The organism is Serratia sp. BIGb0163 (assembly GCF_024809935.1).
In the GTDB taxonomy this organism is placed as follows: Bacteria; Pseudomonadota; Gammaproteobacteria; order Enterobacterales; family Enterobacteriaceae; genus Serratia; species Serratia quinivorans.
In genome coordinates this window covers 108,102-125,449 of the sequence record NZ_JANUDZ010000008.1, presented here as the reverse complement: position 1 = coordinate 125,449, position 17,348 = coordinate 108,102, and the positions used below count along the sequence as shown (strand labels likewise).

Genomic DNA, 17,348 nt, shown 5'->3' with positions numbered 1-17,348 from the left:
ATTACCGGCTTGCGGAATTAATTAATCTCGGCTTTTTTATGGAAACCGTCGGCAACAATGGTGCTGTCGATATTCGATTTATCAACCGGAATAGGGGTTAATAACCAGGATGGCACGTCTTTGCTGCCGTTATTTAATGTGGCGTTAGCCTTCGGCTGTTCACCCTTGCCCAGTTGCACCGCGATGCCCGCCGCCTCGTCGGCCAGTTTGCTGATTGGCTTATACACCGTCATGGTCTGGGTACCGGCGACAATGCGCTTCACCGCCGCCAAATCGGCATCCTGACCGGAAATAGCCACCTTGCCCGCCAGGCCCTGCGCGGCCAGCGCCTGGATAGCGCCGCCGGCGGTGGCATCGTTGGAAGCCACTACCGCGTCAATCTTGTTATTGTTGGCGGTCAGCGCATTTTCCATGATTTTTAATGCGTTTTCCGGCAACCATCCGTCGACCCACTGATCGCCCACCACTTTGATTTTTCCGCCGTCAATAAGCGGTTGCAGCACCTTCATCTGTCCCTGGCGGAACAGCTTGGCGTTGTTATCCACCGGCGAGCCGCCCATCAGGAAATAATTGCCCTGCGGCACCCGCTGCACCAGGCTTTGCGCCTGCAGCTCACCGACCTTTTCATTATCAAAGGAGATGTAAAAATCGATATCGGCGTTATTGATCATGCGATCGTAAGCCAGCACCTTAATGCCTTCCCGCTTGGCCTCGCTGATGACGTTGCTCAACACCTTGCCGTTGTAGGGAATAATCACCAGCACGTCGACGCCGCGGTTGATCATATTTTCAATCTGCGCCATCTGGGTTTCTTCATTGCCATTGGCCGACTGAACAAACACATCCGCCCCCAGCGCTTTGGCTTTGCTGACGAAGATGTCGCGGTCTTTCTGCCAGCGCTCCAGGCGCAGGTCGTCGATCGCCATGCCGATTTTGACTTCTTTGCTCTGCGCCGGTTGGCTCGCCAGCGCCAGCAGCGCACAGACCGAAAGGAACACAGGTTTGAATTTCATCTTATATACCTTTGTTATTTAACGGGTAGGGGCAATAATTAAAACGGACTGGTGATGCAACTTAGAGCGGATTGTTATCGGTTATTTAATATTCAGCAATTACTGATTTTTACCGGCCAATTATGATTTTTGGTTTAATGTTGTTTTTATGATGGCGGTCATGCTTTCGCGCTGAAAAACAGCAGGTCGACAAATAAAAGTGAATTAAGCCTTAAATAAACTGCGGTTAATAACCAATTATGAGATCTGTCGCACATTTAATAATTCTGTGAATTTAACTGTGAAATAACGTAATTGAGCAGCCTGTCGCAAACTCCGAAGATAAAGCCATCCCGTAAACCGGGCATTGCTACCCAGGAGTCGATAATGCAATCTTATTTTGATCAGCTTGAGCAAGTGCGCTACGAAGGCCCCACCAGTAATAATCCGCTGGCCTTTCATCATTACAATCCGGATGAACTGGTGCTCGGCAAGCGCATGGCGGAGCACCTGCGCTTTGCCGCCTGCTACTGGCACACCTTCTGCTGGAACGGTGCGGACATGTTCGGCGTCGGCTCGTTCGATCGCCCCTGGCAGCAGCCGGGCGACGCGCTGGCGCTGGCCAAACGTAAGGCCGACGTGGCGTTCGAGTTTTTCCACAAGCTGAACGTTCCCTATTACTGCTTCCATGACGTCGACGTCTCGCCAGAAGGCGCCTCATTAAAAGAGTACCTGCACAACTTTGCGGTCATGACCGACGTGCTGGAAGAAAAACAACACAGCAGCGGGGTAAAACTGCTGTGGGGCACCGCCAACTGCTTTACCCATCCGCGTTACGGTGCCGGTGCGGCCACCAACCCGGATCCGGAAGTCTTCAGTTGGGCCGCCACCCAGGTGTTCACCGCCATGAACGCCACCCAGCGTCTGGGCGGTGAAAACTACGTGCTGTGGGGCGGCCGCGAAGGCTATGAAACCTTGCTGAATACCGATCTGCGCCAGGAGCGTGAGCAAATTGGCCGCTTTATGCAGATGGTGGTGGAGCACAAGCACAAAACCGGTTTCCAGGGCACCCTGCTGATCGAGCCAAAACCTCAGGAGCCGACCAAGCATCAATACGATTACGACGTCGCCACCGTGTACGGCTTCCTCAAGCAGTTTGGCCTGGAGAAAGAGATCAAGGTGAATATCGAAGCCAACCACGCCACGCTGGCAGGCCACTCGTTCCACCATGAGATAGCCACCGCCATCGCGCTCGGCATCTTTGGTTCCGTCGATGCCAACCGGGGCGACCCACAGTTGGGCTGGGATACCGACCAGTTCCCGATCAGCGTGGAAGAGAACGCGCTGGTGATGTTCGAAATTCTCAAGGCCGGGGGCTTTACCACCGGCGGGCTGAACTTCGATGCCAAGGTACGCCGTCAAAGCACCGACAAATACGACCTGTTCTATGGCCATATTGGGGCTATGGATACCATGGCACTGGCGCTGAAGGTCGCGGCAAAAATGGTGACCGACGGTCAGTTACATCAGCAGGTATCAAAACGCTATGCCGGCTGGAATGGTGAATTGGGCCAGCAAATTTTGCAGGGCAAACTGTCGCTCGAGGCGCTGGCGCAGTACGCTGAAGGACATGCACTGGCGCCACAGCACGTCAGCGGCCGCCAGGAACAGCTTGAAAACCTGATGAACCGCTATCTGTTCGGCTAACTGACCCCGCGCGGCACTCGCCGCGCCTTTAAGGATCTTTCCATGTATATCGGCATCGACCTCGGCACGTCCGGCGTAAAAGTCATTTTGCTCAGTGAGCAGGGCCAATTGCTCGCCAGCCACGGTGAGTCGCTGCCCATCTCCCGCCCTCATCCCTTATGGTCAGAGCAGGCCCCGCAGGACTGGTGGCACGCCACCGATCGCGCCATGCTGGCGCTGGGCAAGCAGCACAGCCTGCAACAGGTGAAGGCCATCGGTCTCAGCGGCCAGATGCACGGCGCCACGCTGTTGGACGCACGGCAACAGGTGCTACGCCCGGCCATTTTGTGGAATGACGGCAGAAGCGGCGCGCAATGCCTGGCGCTGGAACAGGCGGTGCCACAATCACGGCAAATCACCGGTAACCTGATGATGCCGGGCTTCACCGCCCCTAAACTGCTGTGGGTGCAACAACATGAACCCCAGGTGTTTGAGCGCATCGATAAGGTGCTGTTGCCCAAAGATTATTTACGCTGGTGCATCACCGGCGACTTCGCCAGCGACATGTCGGACGCTGCCGGCACCGGCTGGCTAAACGTGGCGCAGCGCGACTGGAGCGACGAGATGCTGGCCGCCTGCGGCCTGACCCGCCAGCAGATGCCGCAACTGTTCGAGGGCAATCAGGTCACCGGGCAAACGCATACCGAACTGGCCCGGCGCTGGGGCATGTCCCCGGTACCTGTGGTGGCCGGTGGCGGCGATAATGCCGCCGGGGCGATCGGTGTCGGGCTGTATCAGGCCGGGCAGGCGATGCTGTCGCTCGGTACCTCAGGGGTTTATTTTGCCGTCAGCGACGGCTTCCTCAGCAACCCGGCCAGCGCGGTGCACAGTTTCTGCCATGCGCTGCCCGACACCTGGCACCTGATGTCGGTGACCCTCAGCGCCGCCTCCTGTCTGGACTGGGTTTGCAAACTGACTAACGTCGAAGACGTCGCCACCCTGCTGCGCAATGTCGAACAGGCCCCCCCGGCGGCGGCTCCGCTGTGGTTCCTGCCCTACCTGTCCGGCGAACGGACGCCGCATAACAATCCGAACGCCAAGGGGGCATTCTGGGGCCTCACCCATCAGCACGGGCCGAACGATCTGGCGCGTGCGGTGCTGGAAGGCGTCGGTTTCGCTCTGGCAGAGGGCATGGATGTGCTGCACGCCAGCGGCCTGCAGCCCACCAGCATCACCCTGATTGGCGGCGGTGCGCGTAGCCCGTTCTGGCGGCAAATGCTGGCGGACATCAGTGGTCAACGGCTGGAATACCGCACCGGCGGTGACGTCGGCCCGGCGCTGGGGGCCGCGCGGCTGGCCCAAATCGCACTGAACCCGCAGCGCCCACTCGGCGAAATGCTGCCCGAGCTGGCATTGGAGCAGGTGCATACCCCTAATGCCGAGCGCCATCAGCAGTACGCCACACTGCGCAGCACCTTCCGCGAACTCTATACTCGCTTGTTGCCGCTGATGTAAAACCAGTGGGGGCATTAGCCCTGCCCCCTTATTATTGCCAAATCGAATAGTCGCCAGTGGCAAATGTCACTGCCAACCCGCCGGCTCCTCTCCTAAATTGGTGGCTGTCTTTTGACGCACTTCACCTCTGGATTAAGGAACTGAACGTGGAAAAAAACCAACAACAAAGCCGCAGAGCTTTCCTCAGCCAAACCGGCAAAATTACCACTGCCTGTGCGGTGATCGGCCTGACCGGCGGCGTGGCGCAGGCCGCCGTCCCCACTGGCAGCCCTTGTTTACCGGAGGCCCAGCCCATGACCCTGACCGACAACCACTACTGGCTCAGCGATGTGCGGCTGGAAGAGGGTTTCGAGTACGATGGCGATACGGTGATCGGCACCCGCACCGCGCTCTATCAGCTTGAAATCAAAGACGGCAAGATTGCGGCCATCCACCCGAAGGATGCCGCAGCCCCCGCTGGCGTACCGCGCTATCAGGCGCAGGGCCAGTTACTGTTACCGGCATTTCGCGACATGCATATCCATCTGGATAAAACCTTTTACAGCGGCCCATGGCAGGCACCGCGCCCACGCCAGGGCAAAACCATCATGGATATGATCGCGCTGGAACAAACATTAATCCCCAAACTGTTGCCCACCTCGCAACAGCGCGCAGAAAACCTGATCGCCCTGCTGCAATCCAAAGGCAGCACCGTGGCGCGCAGCCACTGCAATATCGATCCGGTCAGCGGGCTGAAAAGCCTGGAACACCTGCAGCGCGCGCTGGAAAATCACCGGGCAGATTTTAGCTGTGAAATCGTCGCCTTCCCGCAGCACGGGCTGCTGCATTCCAAAGTCGACGGCTTGATGCGCGAAGCCATGCAGATGGGAGTGCAATACGTTGGCGGGCTGGATCCGACCAATGTCGACGGGGCGATGGAGCAGTCGCTGGATGCCATGTTCCAGATTGCGCTCGATACCGGCAAAGGCGTCGATATCCACCTGCACGAAACCAGCCCGGCCGGGGTGGCAGCCATCAACTACATGATTACCACCGTAGAAAAGAACCCTTCGCTACGCGGCAAAGTCACCATCAGCCATGCCTTTGCCCTGACCGCGCTGAACCCGAATGAATTAGAGGAAACCGCCACCCGGCTGGCGGCGCAGCAAATCACCATCGCCTCGACGGTGCCGATCGGCGGGTTGATGATGCCACTGCCGCAGCTCAGTGAAAAAGGGGTATTTGTGATGACCGGAACCGACAGCGTCATTGACCATTGGTCACCGTTCGGCACCGGCGATATTCTGGAAAAAGCCAACCTTTACGCCCAGCTCTACCGGGGTTCCGACGAGTTCCATCTGTCGCGCGCCATGGCGATTTCCACCGGCGGCGTGCTGCCGCTGAATGACAAAGGCCAACGGGTGTGGCCCAAAGCCGGGGACAGCGCGGAGTTCGTGTTGATCGACGCCAGTTGCTCCGCCGAAGCGGTAGCCCGTCTGCCAACGCGCCGCACCACCTTCCATCAAGGGCGGCTGGTGGCCGGCCAGGTTGGCAAAGCCTGATGCTGGTCCGCTAATGCCACCATGATGGCCGTTTTTGGCCTTCTCCCTTGCAGGATAACGGCTCAGTATGGCGTTATACCTAATTGGCGGAGGGCCGAAAATGTCACATAGCGCGTTATTGATCATCGATGTTCAACAATCATTTCAGCATCGTCCATTCTGGCAAGAGCAGGATCTCCCCGCTTTCCAACAGGCGCTGACGCGGCTGATTGAAGGCTGCCGCCAGCAGGGCGTAGCGCTGGTTGATGTATTTCATGTATCGCCAGAGGGGCCATTTTCGTTGGCGTCCGGCTGGGTAAAACGCCTGCCGTTCCTCGACCATCAGGCCGATGTCACCGTACACAAACAGGTGCACAACGCGCTGACCGAATCCGGCCTGGATGCCTGGCTGCTGGAGCGACACATCAAGCATTTGATTATTTGCGGCATTCGTACCGAACAGTGCTGTGAAACCACCACCCGGGTGGCGGCCGATCTCGGCTATCAGGTGACTTTCGTGACCGAGGCCACGCTGACTTTCCCGATGCAGCATCCCGATGGAGAAGTCTTTACCACCGAACAACTCAAGCGGCATACTGAGACGGTGCTGGTCGACCGCTTCGCCCGCATCGCCAGCGTGGATGAGGCTCTGGCGCAACTCTCACAGGAGTAACCATGCAGCAGGCCGTCTACTTTCTGATGCTGCCCCAGGTGCTGTCGCTGGACGTTAGCGGCCCAGCCGAAACCCTGCGCCTGGCCGGGCAGTTCGGCCTGCACTACATCAGCCCAGTGCCGCAGGTTACCTGCTCGGTTGGCATGACGTTGAGTCAGCTACAGCCGCTGCCTGATCGGCTGGAAGACGGCGCTATTTTAGTGGTGCCGGGCGTCAGTGATTCGCAACATTTCTTCGCCAATGGGCCGGCCGAACAGGCCCGCCGCTGGCTGGCCGCGCTGCAACCCGACCTGCAACAGCAACGTATCACGCTGGTCTGTGTCTGTTCCGGCGCCCTGCTGGCGGCACAGGCCGGTTTGCTCGACGGTTACCAGTGCACCACCCATCACGACGTGATTGAACGCATGCGCCAGCAGGCCCCGGCAGCGCAGGTGAAAGAAAACCGCATCTTTGTTGAAGACCGCAGCGTTTACACCAGCGCCGGCATCACCGCCGGGATCGATCTGGCGTTGCACCTGATTAATCGCCAATGCGGCGCTAGCCGGGCGATGGAGATTGCCCGGGAAATGGTGGTGTATTTTCGCCGGTCCGGCGACGACCCGCAGCTTTCACCCTGGCTTCGCTACCGTAACCATCTGCACCCGGCGGTGCACCGGGCGCAAGACGTGATGGCTGCCGAGCCGGAAGCGGAATGGTCAGTACCGCAGGTGGCGGAAAAGGCCCATGTCAGCAGCCGCCATCTGGCACGGCTATTCCGCAGCCATGTTGGCATCAGCGTGCGTGAGTACCATGAACAATTACGGCTGGCGGTGGCGCAGCAGCGCCTGCAGCAAGGCTATGGGCTGGAGAAAGCGGCGTTGGCCGCGGGATTTTCCTCCGGCCGCCAACTGCGCCGTGCCCAGCAGCGCGGCTCAATCGGCTTATGACACCAACCGTCGAGTGTCTATTTTCTGCAGGCCTATCGACAGCAGCAGGCTAAGCGCCAGCGCCACGCCAAACACCCAGAAGATATCCAGTAACGGATGAGTGGTCAGTTCCAGGTGCCGGTTGCGCATAAAGTTAACGATAATGGCGTGAAAACCGTAGATCGCCAGCGAATGGCGGGAAAAAACGCCCAACCAGCCAATCGGCTCCGGCAGGCAGTTTTTAAACCAGATAACCAAAGACACCGCCGCGATAAACACCAGCGGGCCGCAGTAAATGTAATAGGTATCGGCGAAGTTGCCGTTGATAAACATCTGGCTTTTGGTGCCGTGGATAATCAACGCCACGCTGGCTACAAATCCCAACGCCGCCAGCCCACTGACGCCCCGCCCCTGGGTGTCCATCATGCCAATCGCCCGTCCGGCCAACGCATACAACAGGTAATAGAAGGTATCGCCGTAGATATACAGATTCACCGGTAGCAGGTGCGTGTTACCCAGGGTCAGCGAGCTGGTATTGGGGTTGGCAATCACCGCCAGGATCACCAGCACCCCGGCCAGATAGCGGCGCGATACCGGCTTGACGCTGACCAGCGGCGACAGCAAATAAATGACCGCAATCGCATAGAAGAACCACAGGTGATAGAACACCGGCTTGAGTAACATACCGCGCAGCGACGGCCAGAAGCCGATTTTGGTGAACGCCGCAATATAGATCAACGCGATGGTGCTGTAGAACAGGATGCAACAACCAATGCGGATGAAATGTTTCTTACCTGCGCTTTTCTCACCGAAAAACAGATAGCCGGAAATCATGAAAAACAACGGCACCGAGACGCGTGACAGCGAGTTCAGCACATTGGCGATATCCCAGTTGTGTTCCCCCACCGCCACCCCGCTGGTGACGTAATAGGTGGTGGCGTGGATCATCACCACCATCATGCACGCTACCGCGCGCAGGTTATCTATCCAGCCAATTTTATTACTCAAAGGTCGCCCGCAATATTGTCATCTTCGTTTGTTATAAAGAGGTTAACCAGCGAAAGTATGGGTGGCAACCCTGACGGGCAATATCAGAATGTGCTTAAACAACACCTGATGATTGCCAAGGTGAACAATTGGCGGCAAAATAGCCGCAACAACTCGCTCAGATAGCGTTCCCCGCCCTGACAGTTCCTTATTTATTCTTTACTTTCAGTACGATAACTATGAAAACAACATTACCACCTGCGGCTCGCTTGGGTCGACAGGCGCTTTTATTCCCTCTTTGTCTGGTGCTGTTCGAGTTCGCCACCTATATCGCCAACGATATGATCCAGCCTGGCATGCTGGCGGTGGTGGCAGATTTCAACGCCGGGGAAGAGTGGGTGCCAACCTCAATGACCGCCTATCTGGCCGGCGGTATTTTCCTGCAGTGGCTGCTGGGGCCATTGTCGGATCGCCGTGGTCGTCGCCCGGTGATGCTGGCGGGTGTGGCGTTCTTTATCGTCGCCTGCCTGGCGATTTTGCTGGTGACCAGCATCGAGCAATTTATCTTTATGCGTTTCCTGCAGGGGATTGGCCTGTGCTTTATCGGCGCGGTCGGCTACGCCACGATACAGGAATCTTTTGAGGAATCGGTGTGCATAAAAATCACCGCGCTGATGGCCAACGTGGCGCTGATTGCCCCGTTGCTCGGGCCATTGGCCGGTGCTGCGCTGATCCACGTCGCGCCGTGGCAGAGCATGTTCGTGCTGTTCGCGGCGCTGGCGGCCTTTGCCTTCTATGGCCTGTGGAAAGCGATGCCGGAAACCGCGTCGCTGCAGGGTGAGAAACTCTCGGCCGCCAACCTGTGGCGTGACTATCGCCAGGTGCTGTCCAACCGTCGTTTTGTCTGCGGGGCGCTGGCCATTGGCTTCGCCAGCCTGCCACTGCTGGCCTGGATTGCCCAATCACCGGTGATCCTGATCAGCGGCGAGTCGCTGTCGACGCTCGATTACGGCCTGCTGCAAATTCCGGTGTTCGGTGCGCTGATCCTCGGCAACCTGACGCTGGCGCGTTTGACCGGTAAAAACAGCGTACAACGGCTGATCAAACTGGGTGCAGGGCCAATGATGCTGGGGCTGTTGATCGCGGCGCTGGCTACCCTGTTCTCGACCCACGCCTACCTGTGGATGACCGCCGGTCTGAGCCTGTACGCCTACGGTATCGGGCTGGCCAACGCCGGGCTGTACCGCCTGACGCTGTTCTCAAGCTCCGTCAGCAAAGGCACGGTTTCCGCCACCATGGGCATGCTGAGCATGATGGTGTTCACCGTCGGCATAGAACTGGCGAAAGTGGCCTACGTGTGGGGCGGCAGCGGGTTGTTCAATTTGTTCAACCTGATTAGCGGCCTGTGCTGGCTGGCGCTGGTGGCGCTGTTCCTCAGCAAACGCCGCAGCGGCGACGCAACGCCGACGCCTAACGCCGCATTGTAATGATCAGCACGTGAGGAGAGGTTATCTCCTCACGTGCTGTAAAGTTTGCATTGGATTCAACACCCTCAACTCCGTTTGTCAGCATCCAAATTTATCGCCCATGCTTGCACTTCCTCATGGCTGATAATATTCAGCTGTTCTACATCATTAAGTGCCTCTAGCGTCAAACGTCGCTGTTCTTCCTCTCGAACAGTTTTGTCAGTCCCTACGTTATTTTTTGCAACTAGCAGAAAAGTATTAATATTCATCCTGATCGCCTCGTCCCTAAACCAAAAAACGTAAGATACCCAAAATAATTGGAGTTGCATCAAGGCGGCAAGAGCATGAGTCCCCAGGAGCTTACTCAAGTAAGTGACTGGGGTGAGTGCTCGCAGCCAACACAGAGGCAGCTTCAAGTATGACGGGTATACAACCCACTGTCGCGCAGCAGGTGCTGGTTGCCCTTGCGGCGGGTGAAGCCGCTGCGGTCGAAGAACTCCAGCACCTGGATCGCCAGCTTGCGACCCACGCCGAGCCGGTCACGAAAATCGGCGGCATTGGTGCTGCCCTGCTCCACATCAAGCTCACGGATCAGTGCAGCGAACTGTTCAATGCGTTGGCTTAAGTAGTAACGATCCACCACTACCGCCGTGACATGCCCCAACTGTGCCGCTTTACGCAATGTCGCCCGTATCCGGGCCTCGTCTTCGCCCAGTTCGGTCGCCAAATCGCGAACCCACCAGGCTTCATCGCCAAACCGCGGCTCGATAATTTCCCACAGGGCCAGTTCTTCAGCACTGAACGCCAGGCCGTGTTCCGGCAGGTGCAACCAACCCCGGGTATTGTTTATCAATCCCTCGGCCAGCAGCCGATCGATCATCATAAATACCAGCGGCTCAGCAAGCTGAGGCAGTGCCATGCGCCGCAGCCGCGCCCGCCCCAGACCGAGCTGATCGCTATGCTGTTGGTGGTAGTCGGCCAATACCTGTAGCAGACGCTGTTGGCCCTGCTGCACATTATCTTGCGCCAGCGCCATATCGCCGGCAATCAGCAACTCACGGCCCACCAGCAATGCTGCCAGTTCGCCTGCCGTCAGTTGTCGGGCCCAGGCAAAGGCGGCCAGATCCAGTGCGCCATTAGGCAGATGCAACGCCAGCACCTGCCGGCCATCGTCGGCCTTTGCCAGCGCCGCCAGCCAGGCCAGATACTCAGGTTGACGCTTGCCTCGCTTCGGGGTGGTCAAACTCAGCACTCTGGCGCCCCCCAGCGTTTGGCGAGCGCCAATATCACGTAGCACCAGCCGATCGTTTTCCGCCAGCCAGAGTGGACGATCGAGGATCAGCTCTGCCAACCCCTCATTGAGCAGCGAAACTCGCCCGGTGATATGGCTGGCGGCATGATGCAGATGCAGCGGTTGCCAGTGTTTGATCGGTTGGTCAGCATCCAGTGCGACCAAAATGCGCTCGGCAGCGGCCAGCGGCTTTTGCGCCAGCAGCCAGTCACCGCGCGCCACCTGTTCTTTACTGACGTCACCACTGATATTCAGTGCGATACGCTGCCCGGCCTGCGCCTGCTCAACCGGTTGGTTCTGCGCGTGCAGGCCTCGTACCCGCACCGGGGTATCGGCACCGGTCAGCCACAGCGAGTCACCCACCGCCACCTGCCCACCCAGCGCAGTACCTGTCACCACCAGACCCGCGCCTTTAACGCTGAACGCGCGATCCACCGCCAGACGGAAGCGACGGGTTAACGCATGTTCGTCAGGCTGCAACGCCAGCAGATGCGCGCGCAGCGCGTCGATTCCCCGCGCCTGTAGCGTCGCAGTGACGAACATGGGCACCTGATGCCAACCCTGGCGCGCCAGCTCGTCACTTAGCTGACGTCGTACTTCTTCAATGCGGGCTTCATCCACCCGATCGGCCTTGGTCAGCGCCACCGTCAGCGCCGGCCGGCCGCTCAACCGCAGTATCGCCAGGTGCTCGCGGGTTTGCGCCATCACGCCGTCGTCACAGGCCACCACCACCAGCGCATGGTCGATGCCGCCGACGCCTGCCAGCATATTGGCGAGGAATTTTTCATGACCGGGCACGTCGATAAAGCCCAGCACCCGGCCATCGGGCTGCGGCCAGTAGGCATAGCCCAGATCCAGGGTCATGCCGCGGCGTTTCTCCTCCGGCAGGCGATCGGCGTTGATCCCGGTGATCGCCTGCAGCAGGGTGGTTTTGCCATGATCGACATGACCGGCGGTAGCGATAATCATGCGCTCAGCGCCTCAATCAATGCGTCTTCCTGCTCCAGACAGCGTAGATCCAGCCACAGCCTGCCGTCGTTAATCCGGCCAATCACCGGCTGCGGCAGAGCGCGCCAGCGTTCCGCCAATGCTTCCAGCGTTGCGCCACGGCCGTCCTGCGGCGTAAAGGTCAATGCATAGCTGGGCAGCCGATCCACCGGCAATGAACCGCTACCGATCTGCGACCAGCACGGCTCGGCACGCAACTGGAAATGCCCGGTAAACTGCGGCGTCAGCACCTGTAACAGTCGCTCGGCGGCATCCTGCATCGCCTGTTGTGGACGTGTCAGCAGCCGCAACGTCGGCAACTGCTGCCCCAGCAGTTCGGGTTGTTGATAGAGACGTAAGGTGGCCTCCAGCGCCGCCAGCGTCAGTTTGCCGACGCGCAGCGCGCGCTTTAAAGGATGCTGCTGCAACCTGGCAATCAGCGCCTTTTTACCGACGATGATGCCGGCCTGTGGGCCGCCCAACAGTTTGTCACCGGAGAAGGTCACCAGATCAACACCGGCAGCCAGCAGCCGCTGCGGCATAGGTTCGGCCGGCAGGCCGTACTGCGCCATATCAATCAGCGAGCCGCTGCCCAGATCGGTGGCGGTCGGCAGGCCGTGTTCGGCACCGAGCTGCGCCAGTTCGGCTTCGTCCACCGCGGCGGTAAAGCCCTGAATGCTGTAGTTGCTGGTATGCACCTTCATCAACAACCCGGTCTGATCGTTAATCGCGTTACGGTAGTCTTTCAGATGGGTGCGGTTGGTGGTGCCTACTTCGACCAACTGGCAGCCCGCCTGACGCATCACGTCGGGAATACGGAACGCGCCGCCAATTTCCACCAGCTCACCGCGCGACACCACCACTTGCTTGCCGGGGGCGATCGCCGCCAGCATCAGCAATACCGCGGCCGCATTGTTATTGACGATGCAGGCGTCTTCCGCGCCGGTCAGTTGGCACAGTAAATCCGCAACGGCGCGATCGCGATGCCCACGACCGGCACCATCGAGATCGTATTCCAGCGTCACCGCCGCGCCCATCGAACGCGTCACCGCCTCTATCGCCGGTTGCGCCAGCAGAGCCCGGCCGAGATTGGTGTGCAACACGGTACCGCTTAGATTGAATACCGGTGCCAACGACGGGCGCTGCTGTTGTGCCAGCCTGACGCCAAGCGCCTGCGGCCAGTCAGCACACCAGTCAGGCAACCGTTGATGTTGTTTAATGGTCTCACGCGCCTGTAATTGCAGTTGGCGCAGTAGCTCGCTAATCAGCGTCTGGCCATGTTGCGCCACCAGCGGTTCGATAGCGGTATCGCGCAGCAGGCGGTCAATGGCGGGTAACTGGCTGTAAAGATGCTGGGATTCAGTGCTCATGGTCGCTCGGTTTTAATGTAGTGGTCTCGGCATAAAGCAGAACCCCGCCGCAGCGGGGTGGGAGACATCAGGGAGGCGAGGTGCGGGCAAAACTTTCGCGGGCAAACAGCCGCTCGGCCAGTTTGATTAACGCCGGTCGTTCAACACACCAGTTGGGCATAATGCGACGGAAATTGAGGTAGCCCAACGCGCAGCCGGTGGCGATATCAGCCAGCGTCAGCGCTTCGGTATTCAGTAACGTTTTTTCCTGCGCCAGTTTTTCCAGCGCGTCCAGCCCGTGCGTCAGCTTGGCGCGCTGGCGCAGGATCCAGTTTTCGTCCTGTTTATCCGATGCCCGCTGGCTCTCGCGATACAGCGTGGCGGCGGCCTCGGTCACGCCATCTGCCAGGGCTTCCACCTGACGTATGCTCAATGCTGCCGCGCGATCGGCGGGTAAAAATGCCGGGGCGGCAGGCAGCAGTTCAAGGTATTCGGCGATCACCCGCGAGTCGTAAAAGACGCCGCCGTCGTCAGCCACCAGCACCGGAACCTTGGCGAGCGGATTCAGCTCCACCACCCTACTGCCCGGCTCATACGGCGGATCGTTAACGAATTCGAACGCGATGCCCTTTTCCAGCAGCATCACGGAAATCTTGCGGACAAAAGGGCTGGTGTAACTGCCAATAAGCTTCATCAGTCTTCCCCTCGGCTTGCAAACCTCAGCGTTATTAGTTCACCGTCAGCGTGTCGATAATCTGCTGAACCAGCGCCTGATGCGCCTCCGGCGTTTTGGCCGGCGACAGCATTTGCAGCGTCACCACTCGTTTGTTGAGCACCGTCAGCATGATGGTAGACACCACCTTCTGCCCGTTGATGCTCTGCTCGGTGTCCACCCGGCGGAATTTCTGCTTACCGACGGTGAAGTTCTCTTCTTTGGTGGTCTGGATATTTTGATAACGGTCTGCCAGCTCGGTAATCATGCTCTGCGTCAGATCTTTGAGCATTTTATCGCTGCTGTTGAGCTTCATGTCGTCAGGCGGGATCACTTCGGAAGAAACGGTGCTCTGGCGCGATTTGCCGTCCAGGAAGCGCTGAATGGTGGACTTGCTGTCGTTGATGATGCCGCTGTTCTCGGTCTGATCGCTAAAGCCCGATGGCAATTCAAAGGTGATCTTGCCCTTTTGCATCGAGACTTTCAGGCCCGGAGGCGGTGCGGGTTTTGTCTCCACCACCGGCGGTGGCGGTGCAGGCTGCGTGACGACCGGTTTGGTATCCGGTTTTGGCACTTCCGGTTTGGTGTCGTCCTTGTTGTCACAGGCCGCCAGTCCGATGGCCAATACGGCAACCGCCGTAAATTTCGCAATGGTCTTCAACATCGTCAGTCCCTTTCCTTTCGCTTCGCGCGTCATTGCGTAAACGTAGCAAGTCGCCCCGGCGAATGCCAGAAGCCCAGTCCGAAATTAATCATCCGATAAATGATAAGGGCCGAATATATTCAGCCCTTACGGCCAGATATTACGAACCCGGGAACAGGAACGGGTTGATGCTGCTGCGGGCAAAGCCTTCATCTTCCATTTTGGCGTCGAGCACCAGCGTGGCCAGATCGTCGGCAACCGCTTCAACCTGCGGGTCTTTTTCCTGATACAAAATCTTCAGGTAAGTGCCGCAGTCACCGCAACTTTCCGCCTTCACCGCCGCCAGTTCGCTGTCCAGCGACCAGTAGTTGAGGTCACGAGTCTGCTCGCAGTTGCTGCATTTGATTCGCACTACGTGCCATTCGCTTTCGCACAGGTTGCAGTGCAAATAACGCAGGCCGCTGACGGTGCCGATATGCACTACGCTGGAAACCGGAATACTGCCGCACACCGGGCAGAACTGGCGGTGTTCGCCATATTCAGCGCGAGCCTTGCCGGGGATAAGACCGGCCATCTGCGCCCAATAGAGCGACAGCGCGGCCCAGATAAACGGCGCTTTCTCGCTGCCAATCTTGCCGAAGTCCTGGTTAAGCAAGGCGTCGGCCAGCAATTCCAGTTCGTGCGACGAGGCCTTTTCCAGGTTATCCAGCACCGCCAGAATGTGTTCCGGCGCCTGCGGGCGCAACTCGGCAATCAGCGAAGCCAGCAGTTTGTGCCAGTGTTCACTGCGCGGAAAAACGCTCAGATCCAGCGGTGGTTTGCCGCTGGCTGCGCCCTGCTGCAACGCTTCGGTCAGATCCAACGTCAGCGGGTTGTCGTGCAGCGCGTGATGCTGCGCCTCGGCCAGTTGTGCGGCGAAGTTCAGGTAGTCGCCCAACGGGTTGTCGGTCGCCAGCTTGCGCAGGCGTTCAGCACGGCGGCTGTAAAGGCTTTTCAGATTCGCGAAAAGTAACGGCGGGATGGTTTCCGCCGTTGTGGACTTCTCACGCTGTGCCCCTAACTGCTCTTTAGGAACAATGCGGATGCTCATCAGGGTTTGTCTTCCTGTTGTTTCTCGCGGACCTCTCGGTACCAACGCGGGTGATGTTTTTTAGCCCAGGCCGCCGGCACCCAGCCTTCCACCATCGCGGTAATGGTGCCTTTTACCCACAACGCGGCGTAAATATGCACCATAATCACAATGATAAGCCCCACCGCCGCCAGCGAATGCACCAGCAACGCGATACGGATCAGCGGTATCGGGAAGGACGGCGCAAAGTACGGCCGCCAGATCACCACACCGCTGGCCAGCAACAGCACCAGACTAATGATTGCCGCCCAGAATACGCACTTCTGACCGAAATTATAACGCCCGGTGTCACCCACTTCCTCGTTCATGACGATTTTTTGGATGTTTTTGGCCCAGACGATGTCTTCGCGGTTAATCAGGTTATGCTTCCAGTAGCGCAGGAACATCAGCAGGAAGGCCGCAAACATAATCACCCCAACGAAGGGGTGCAGAATACGCGCCAACTGCGGCGTGCCGAGAATGTTCATCAACCAGTTGAAGGAGGGGAAAAAGAACCCCAGCCCGCTAATGGCGGCGAACACAAAGCAGAACGCCACAATCCAGTGGTTAATCCGCTCCGGCGCGCTGTAGCGCTGAATACGCTTTTCCTTCTTCATTTGCGCGTCTCCTCATCGTGCAGCTCGTCGTGGTCTTCCTCTTCGACGCGGTTAGGACCGACGCCGACATAGTGGAACACGCTCGCTGCAAAGGTGGCGGCAAAGCCGATGGCCGCCAGGGGTTTCCACACGCCTTTCCAGAACGTGATTGCCGGGCTGATGGTCGGGTTATCCGGCAAACCGTGATACAGCTGCGGCTTGTCGGCATGGTGCAGCACATACATCACGTGGGTGCCGCCCACGCCCGCCGGATCGTACAGACCGGCGTTCTGATAACCACGAGTGTTCAGCTCGCTGACGCGCTCGGCGGCGATTTCCTTCATGGCGTCCTTGGTGCCGAAATGGATGGCCCCGGTCGGACAGGTCTTCACACAGGCCGGTTCCTGGCCGACATCAACCCGATCGACACACAGGGTGCACTTGTACACCCGGTTGTCGTCCTTGTTCATGCGCGGCACATCGAACGGGCAACCGGCGATGCAGTAACCGCAGCCGATGCAGTGTTCGGACTGGAAATCGACGATGCCGTTGGCGTACTGGATGATGGCCCCTTCCGACGGGCAGGCCTTCAGGCAGCCCGGATCGGCGCAGTGCATGCAGCCGTCCTTGCGGATCAGCCACTCCAGCTTGCCGTTTTCCTCCACCTCGGAAAAGCGCATCACCGTCCACGACTTGGCGGTCAGATCGGCGGGGTTATCGTACACCCCGACGTTGCTGCCGATTTCATCGCGGATGTCGTTCCATTCGGAACAGGCCACCTGACAGGCCTTGCAGCCGATACAGGTGGTGACATCGATCAGTTTGGCCACTTCCTCCTGGTGGTCACGGGCGCGCGGCGCCGGCGTGAAACCATTGGTGGCGGATTTACGAATGATGTCCTGAGATTGCATTGCCATA

The 17,348-nt window shown here is 58.6% G+C and carries 16 protein-coding genes; 6 read left to right on the top strand and 10 right to left on the bottom strand.

What is annotated here, in order from left to right:
- Positions 1-17 precede the first annotated feature (17 nt).
- Complete coding sequence (gene xylF / locus M2406_RS22240; RefSeq protein WP_012004572.1) at positions 18-1,013, bottom strand: D-xylose ABC transporter substrate-binding protein; 996 nt, start codon at positions 1,011-1,013, stop codon at positions 18-20.
- A gap of 366 nt (positions 1,014-1,379) precedes the next feature.
- Here xylF and xylA point away from each other — a divergent pair, with 366 nt between their 5' ends.
- The 5 genes from xylA (at position 1,380) to M2406_RS22215 (ending at position 7,312) form a co-directional block, all read left to right on the top strand.
- Positions 1,380-2,699 (top strand): xylose isomerase, encoded by a 1,320-nt coding sequence (gene xylA, locus M2406_RS22235; RefSeq protein ID WP_085115228.1) that lies wholly within the window; start codon positions 1,380-1,382, stop codon positions 2,697-2,699.
- Between the two features lie 42 nt (positions 2,700-2,741).
- Positions 2,742-4,193 (top strand): xylulokinase, encoded by a 1,452-nt coding sequence (gene xylB / locus M2406_RS22230; protein ID WP_259191399.1) that lies wholly within the window; start codon positions 2,742-2,744, stop codon positions 4,191-4,193.
- Between the two features lie 146 nt (positions 4,194-4,339).
- A complete protein-coding gene (locus tag M2406_RS22225; protein ID WP_017891186.1) occupies positions 4,340-5,734 on the top strand; it encodes an amidohydrolase family protein in 1,395 nt (464 codons plus the stop codon).
- Positions 5,735-5,834: 100 nt separating this feature from the next.
- Entirely contained in the window at positions 5,835-6,386 is a 552-nt protein-coding gene (locus M2406_RS22220) for a cysteine hydrolase family protein (RefSeq protein ID WP_012004568.1), read from the top strand.
- A 2-nt stretch (positions 6,387-6,388) separates the two neighbouring features.
- On the top strand, positions 6,389-7,312 hold the full coding sequence (locus tag M2406_RS22215) for a GlxA family transcriptional regulator (RefSeq protein WP_259191398.1): 924 nt from the start codon (positions 6,389-6,391) through the stop codon (positions 7,310-7,312).
- Here the strand turns inward: M2406_RS22215 and M2406_RS22210 are convergent.
- Entirely contained in the window at positions 7,307-8,299 is a 993-nt protein-coding gene (locus tag M2406_RS22210; RefSeq protein WP_012004566.1) for an acyltransferase, read from the bottom strand. The two genes, M2406_RS22215 and M2406_RS22210, sit on opposite strands and share 6 nt — an antisense overlap.
- Before the next feature lie 218 nt (positions 8,300-8,517).
- Between M2406_RS22210 and M2406_RS22205 the strand changes: the two genes are divergently transcribed.
- Positions 8,518-9,765: an MFS transporter gene (locus M2406_RS22205; protein WP_012004565.1), complete on the top strand. Its 1,248-nt coding sequence runs from the start codon at positions 8,518-8,520 to the stop codon at positions 9,763-9,765.
- A 65-nt stretch (positions 9,766-9,830) separates the two neighbouring features.
- Here the strand turns inward: M2406_RS22205 and M2406_RS22200 are convergent, their stop codons facing one another.
- The 8 genes from M2406_RS22200 to fdxH form a co-directional block, all read right to left on the bottom strand.
- Positions 9,831-10,013, bottom strand: coding sequence for a hypothetical protein (locus tag M2406_RS22200; RefSeq protein ID WP_126501188.1), 183 nt, complete (start codon positions 10,011-10,013; stop codon positions 9,831-9,833).
- Positions 10,014-10,156: 143 nt separating this feature from the next.
- Positions 10,157-12,004: a selenocysteine-specific translation elongation factor gene (gene selB, locus M2406_RS22195; RefSeq protein WP_259191397.1), complete on the bottom strand. Its 1,848-nt coding sequence runs from the start codon at positions 12,002-12,004 to the stop codon at positions 10,157-10,159.
- Positions 12,001-13,392: an L-seryl-tRNA(Sec) selenium transferase gene (selA, locus tag M2406_RS22190; protein ID WP_259191396.1), complete on the bottom strand. Its 1,392-nt coding sequence runs from the start codon at positions 13,390-13,392 to the stop codon at positions 12,001-12,003. Before selA ends, selB begins: the two co-directional genes overlap by 4 nt.
- Before the next feature lie 67 nt (positions 13,393-13,459).
- Positions 13,460-14,065 carry a glutathione S-transferase gene (locus M2406_RS22185; RefSeq protein ID WP_012004562.1) on the bottom strand — a complete coding sequence of 202 codons (606 nt, stop codon included), beginning with the start codon at positions 14,063-14,065 and terminating at the stop codon, positions 13,460-13,462.
- Between the two features lie 34 nt (positions 14,066-14,099).
- Positions 14,100-14,747, bottom strand: a complete 648-nt coding sequence (locus tag M2406_RS22180) for a DcrB-related protein (protein WP_017891179.1) — start codon at positions 14,745-14,747, stop codon at positions 14,100-14,102.
- Positions 14,748-14,886: 139 nt separating this feature from the next.
- On the bottom strand, positions 14,887-15,816 hold the full coding sequence (gene fdhE, locus M2406_RS22175; protein WP_017891178.1) for a formate dehydrogenase accessory protein FdhE: 930 nt from the start codon (positions 15,814-15,816) through the stop codon (positions 14,887-14,889).
- Positions 15,816-16,451 (bottom strand): formate dehydrogenase cytochrome b556 subunit, encoded by a 636-nt coding sequence (fdoI, locus tag M2406_RS22170; RefSeq protein WP_012004559.1) that lies wholly within the window; start codon positions 16,449-16,451, stop codon positions 15,816-15,818. The genes fdhE and fdoI overlap by 1 nt, the downstream gene beginning before the upstream one ends.
- Positions 16,448-17,347 (bottom strand): formate dehydrogenase subunit beta, encoded by a 900-nt coding sequence (gene fdxH, locus M2406_RS22165; RefSeq protein WP_012004558.1) that lies wholly within the window; start codon positions 17,345-17,347, stop codon positions 16,448-16,450. Before fdxH ends, fdoI begins: the two co-directional genes overlap by 4 nt.
- Position 17,348 lies beyond the last annotated feature (1 nt).

Bases quoted from the DNA above. Each gene is read 5' to 3' on its own strand.
- xylF (WP_012004572.1), bottom strand. From the start codon at position 1,013: ATGAAATTCAAACCTGTGTTCCTTTCGGTCTGTGCGCTGCTGGCGCTG.
- xylA (WP_085115228.1), top strand. From the start codon at position 1,380: ATGCAATCTTATTTTGATCAGCTTGAGCAAGTGCGCTACGAAGGCCCC.
- xylB (WP_259191399.1), top strand. From the start codon at position 2,742: ATGTATATCGGCATCGACCTCGGCACGTCCGGCGTAAAAGTCATTTTG.
- M2406_RS22220 (WP_012004568.1), top strand. From the start codon at position 5,835: ATGTCACATAGCGCGTTATTGATCATCGATGTTCAACAATCATTTCAG.
- M2406_RS22215 (WP_259191398.1), top strand. From the start codon at position 6,389: ATGCAGCAGGCCGTCTACTTTCTGATGCTGCCCCAGGTGCTGTCGCTG.
- M2406_RS22205 (WP_012004565.1), top strand. From the start codon at position 8,518: ATGAAAACAACATTACCACCTGCGGCTCGCTTGGGTCGACAGGCGCTT.
- M2406_RS22200 (WP_126501188.1), bottom strand. From the start codon at position 10,013: ATGAATATTAATACTTTTCTGCTAGTTGCAAAAAATAACGTAGGGACT.
- selB (WP_259191397.1), bottom strand. From the start codon at position 12,004: ATGATTATCGCTACCGCCGGTCATGTCGATCATGGCAAAACCACCCTG.
- selA (WP_259191396.1), bottom strand. From the start codon at position 13,392: ATGAGCACTGAATCCCAGCATCTTTACAGCCAGTTACCCGCCATTGAC.
- M2406_RS22185 (WP_012004562.1), bottom strand. From the start codon at position 14,065: ATGAAGCTTATTGGCAGTTACACCAGCCCTTTTGTCCGCAAGATTTCC.
- M2406_RS22180 (WP_017891179.1), bottom strand. From the start codon at position 14,747: ATGTTGAAGACCATTGCGAAATTTACGGCGGTTGCCGTATTGGCCATC.
- fdhE (WP_017891178.1), bottom strand. From the start codon at position 15,816: ATGAGCATCCGCATTGTTCCTAAAGAGCAGTTAGGGGCACAGCGTGAG.
- fdoI (WP_012004559.1), bottom strand. From the start codon at position 16,451: ATGAAGAAGGAAAAGCGTATTCAGCGCTACAGCGCGCCGGAGCGGATT.
- fdxH (WP_012004558.1), bottom strand. From the start codon at position 17,347: ATGGCAATGCAATCTCAGGACATCATTCGTAAATCCGCCACCAATGGT.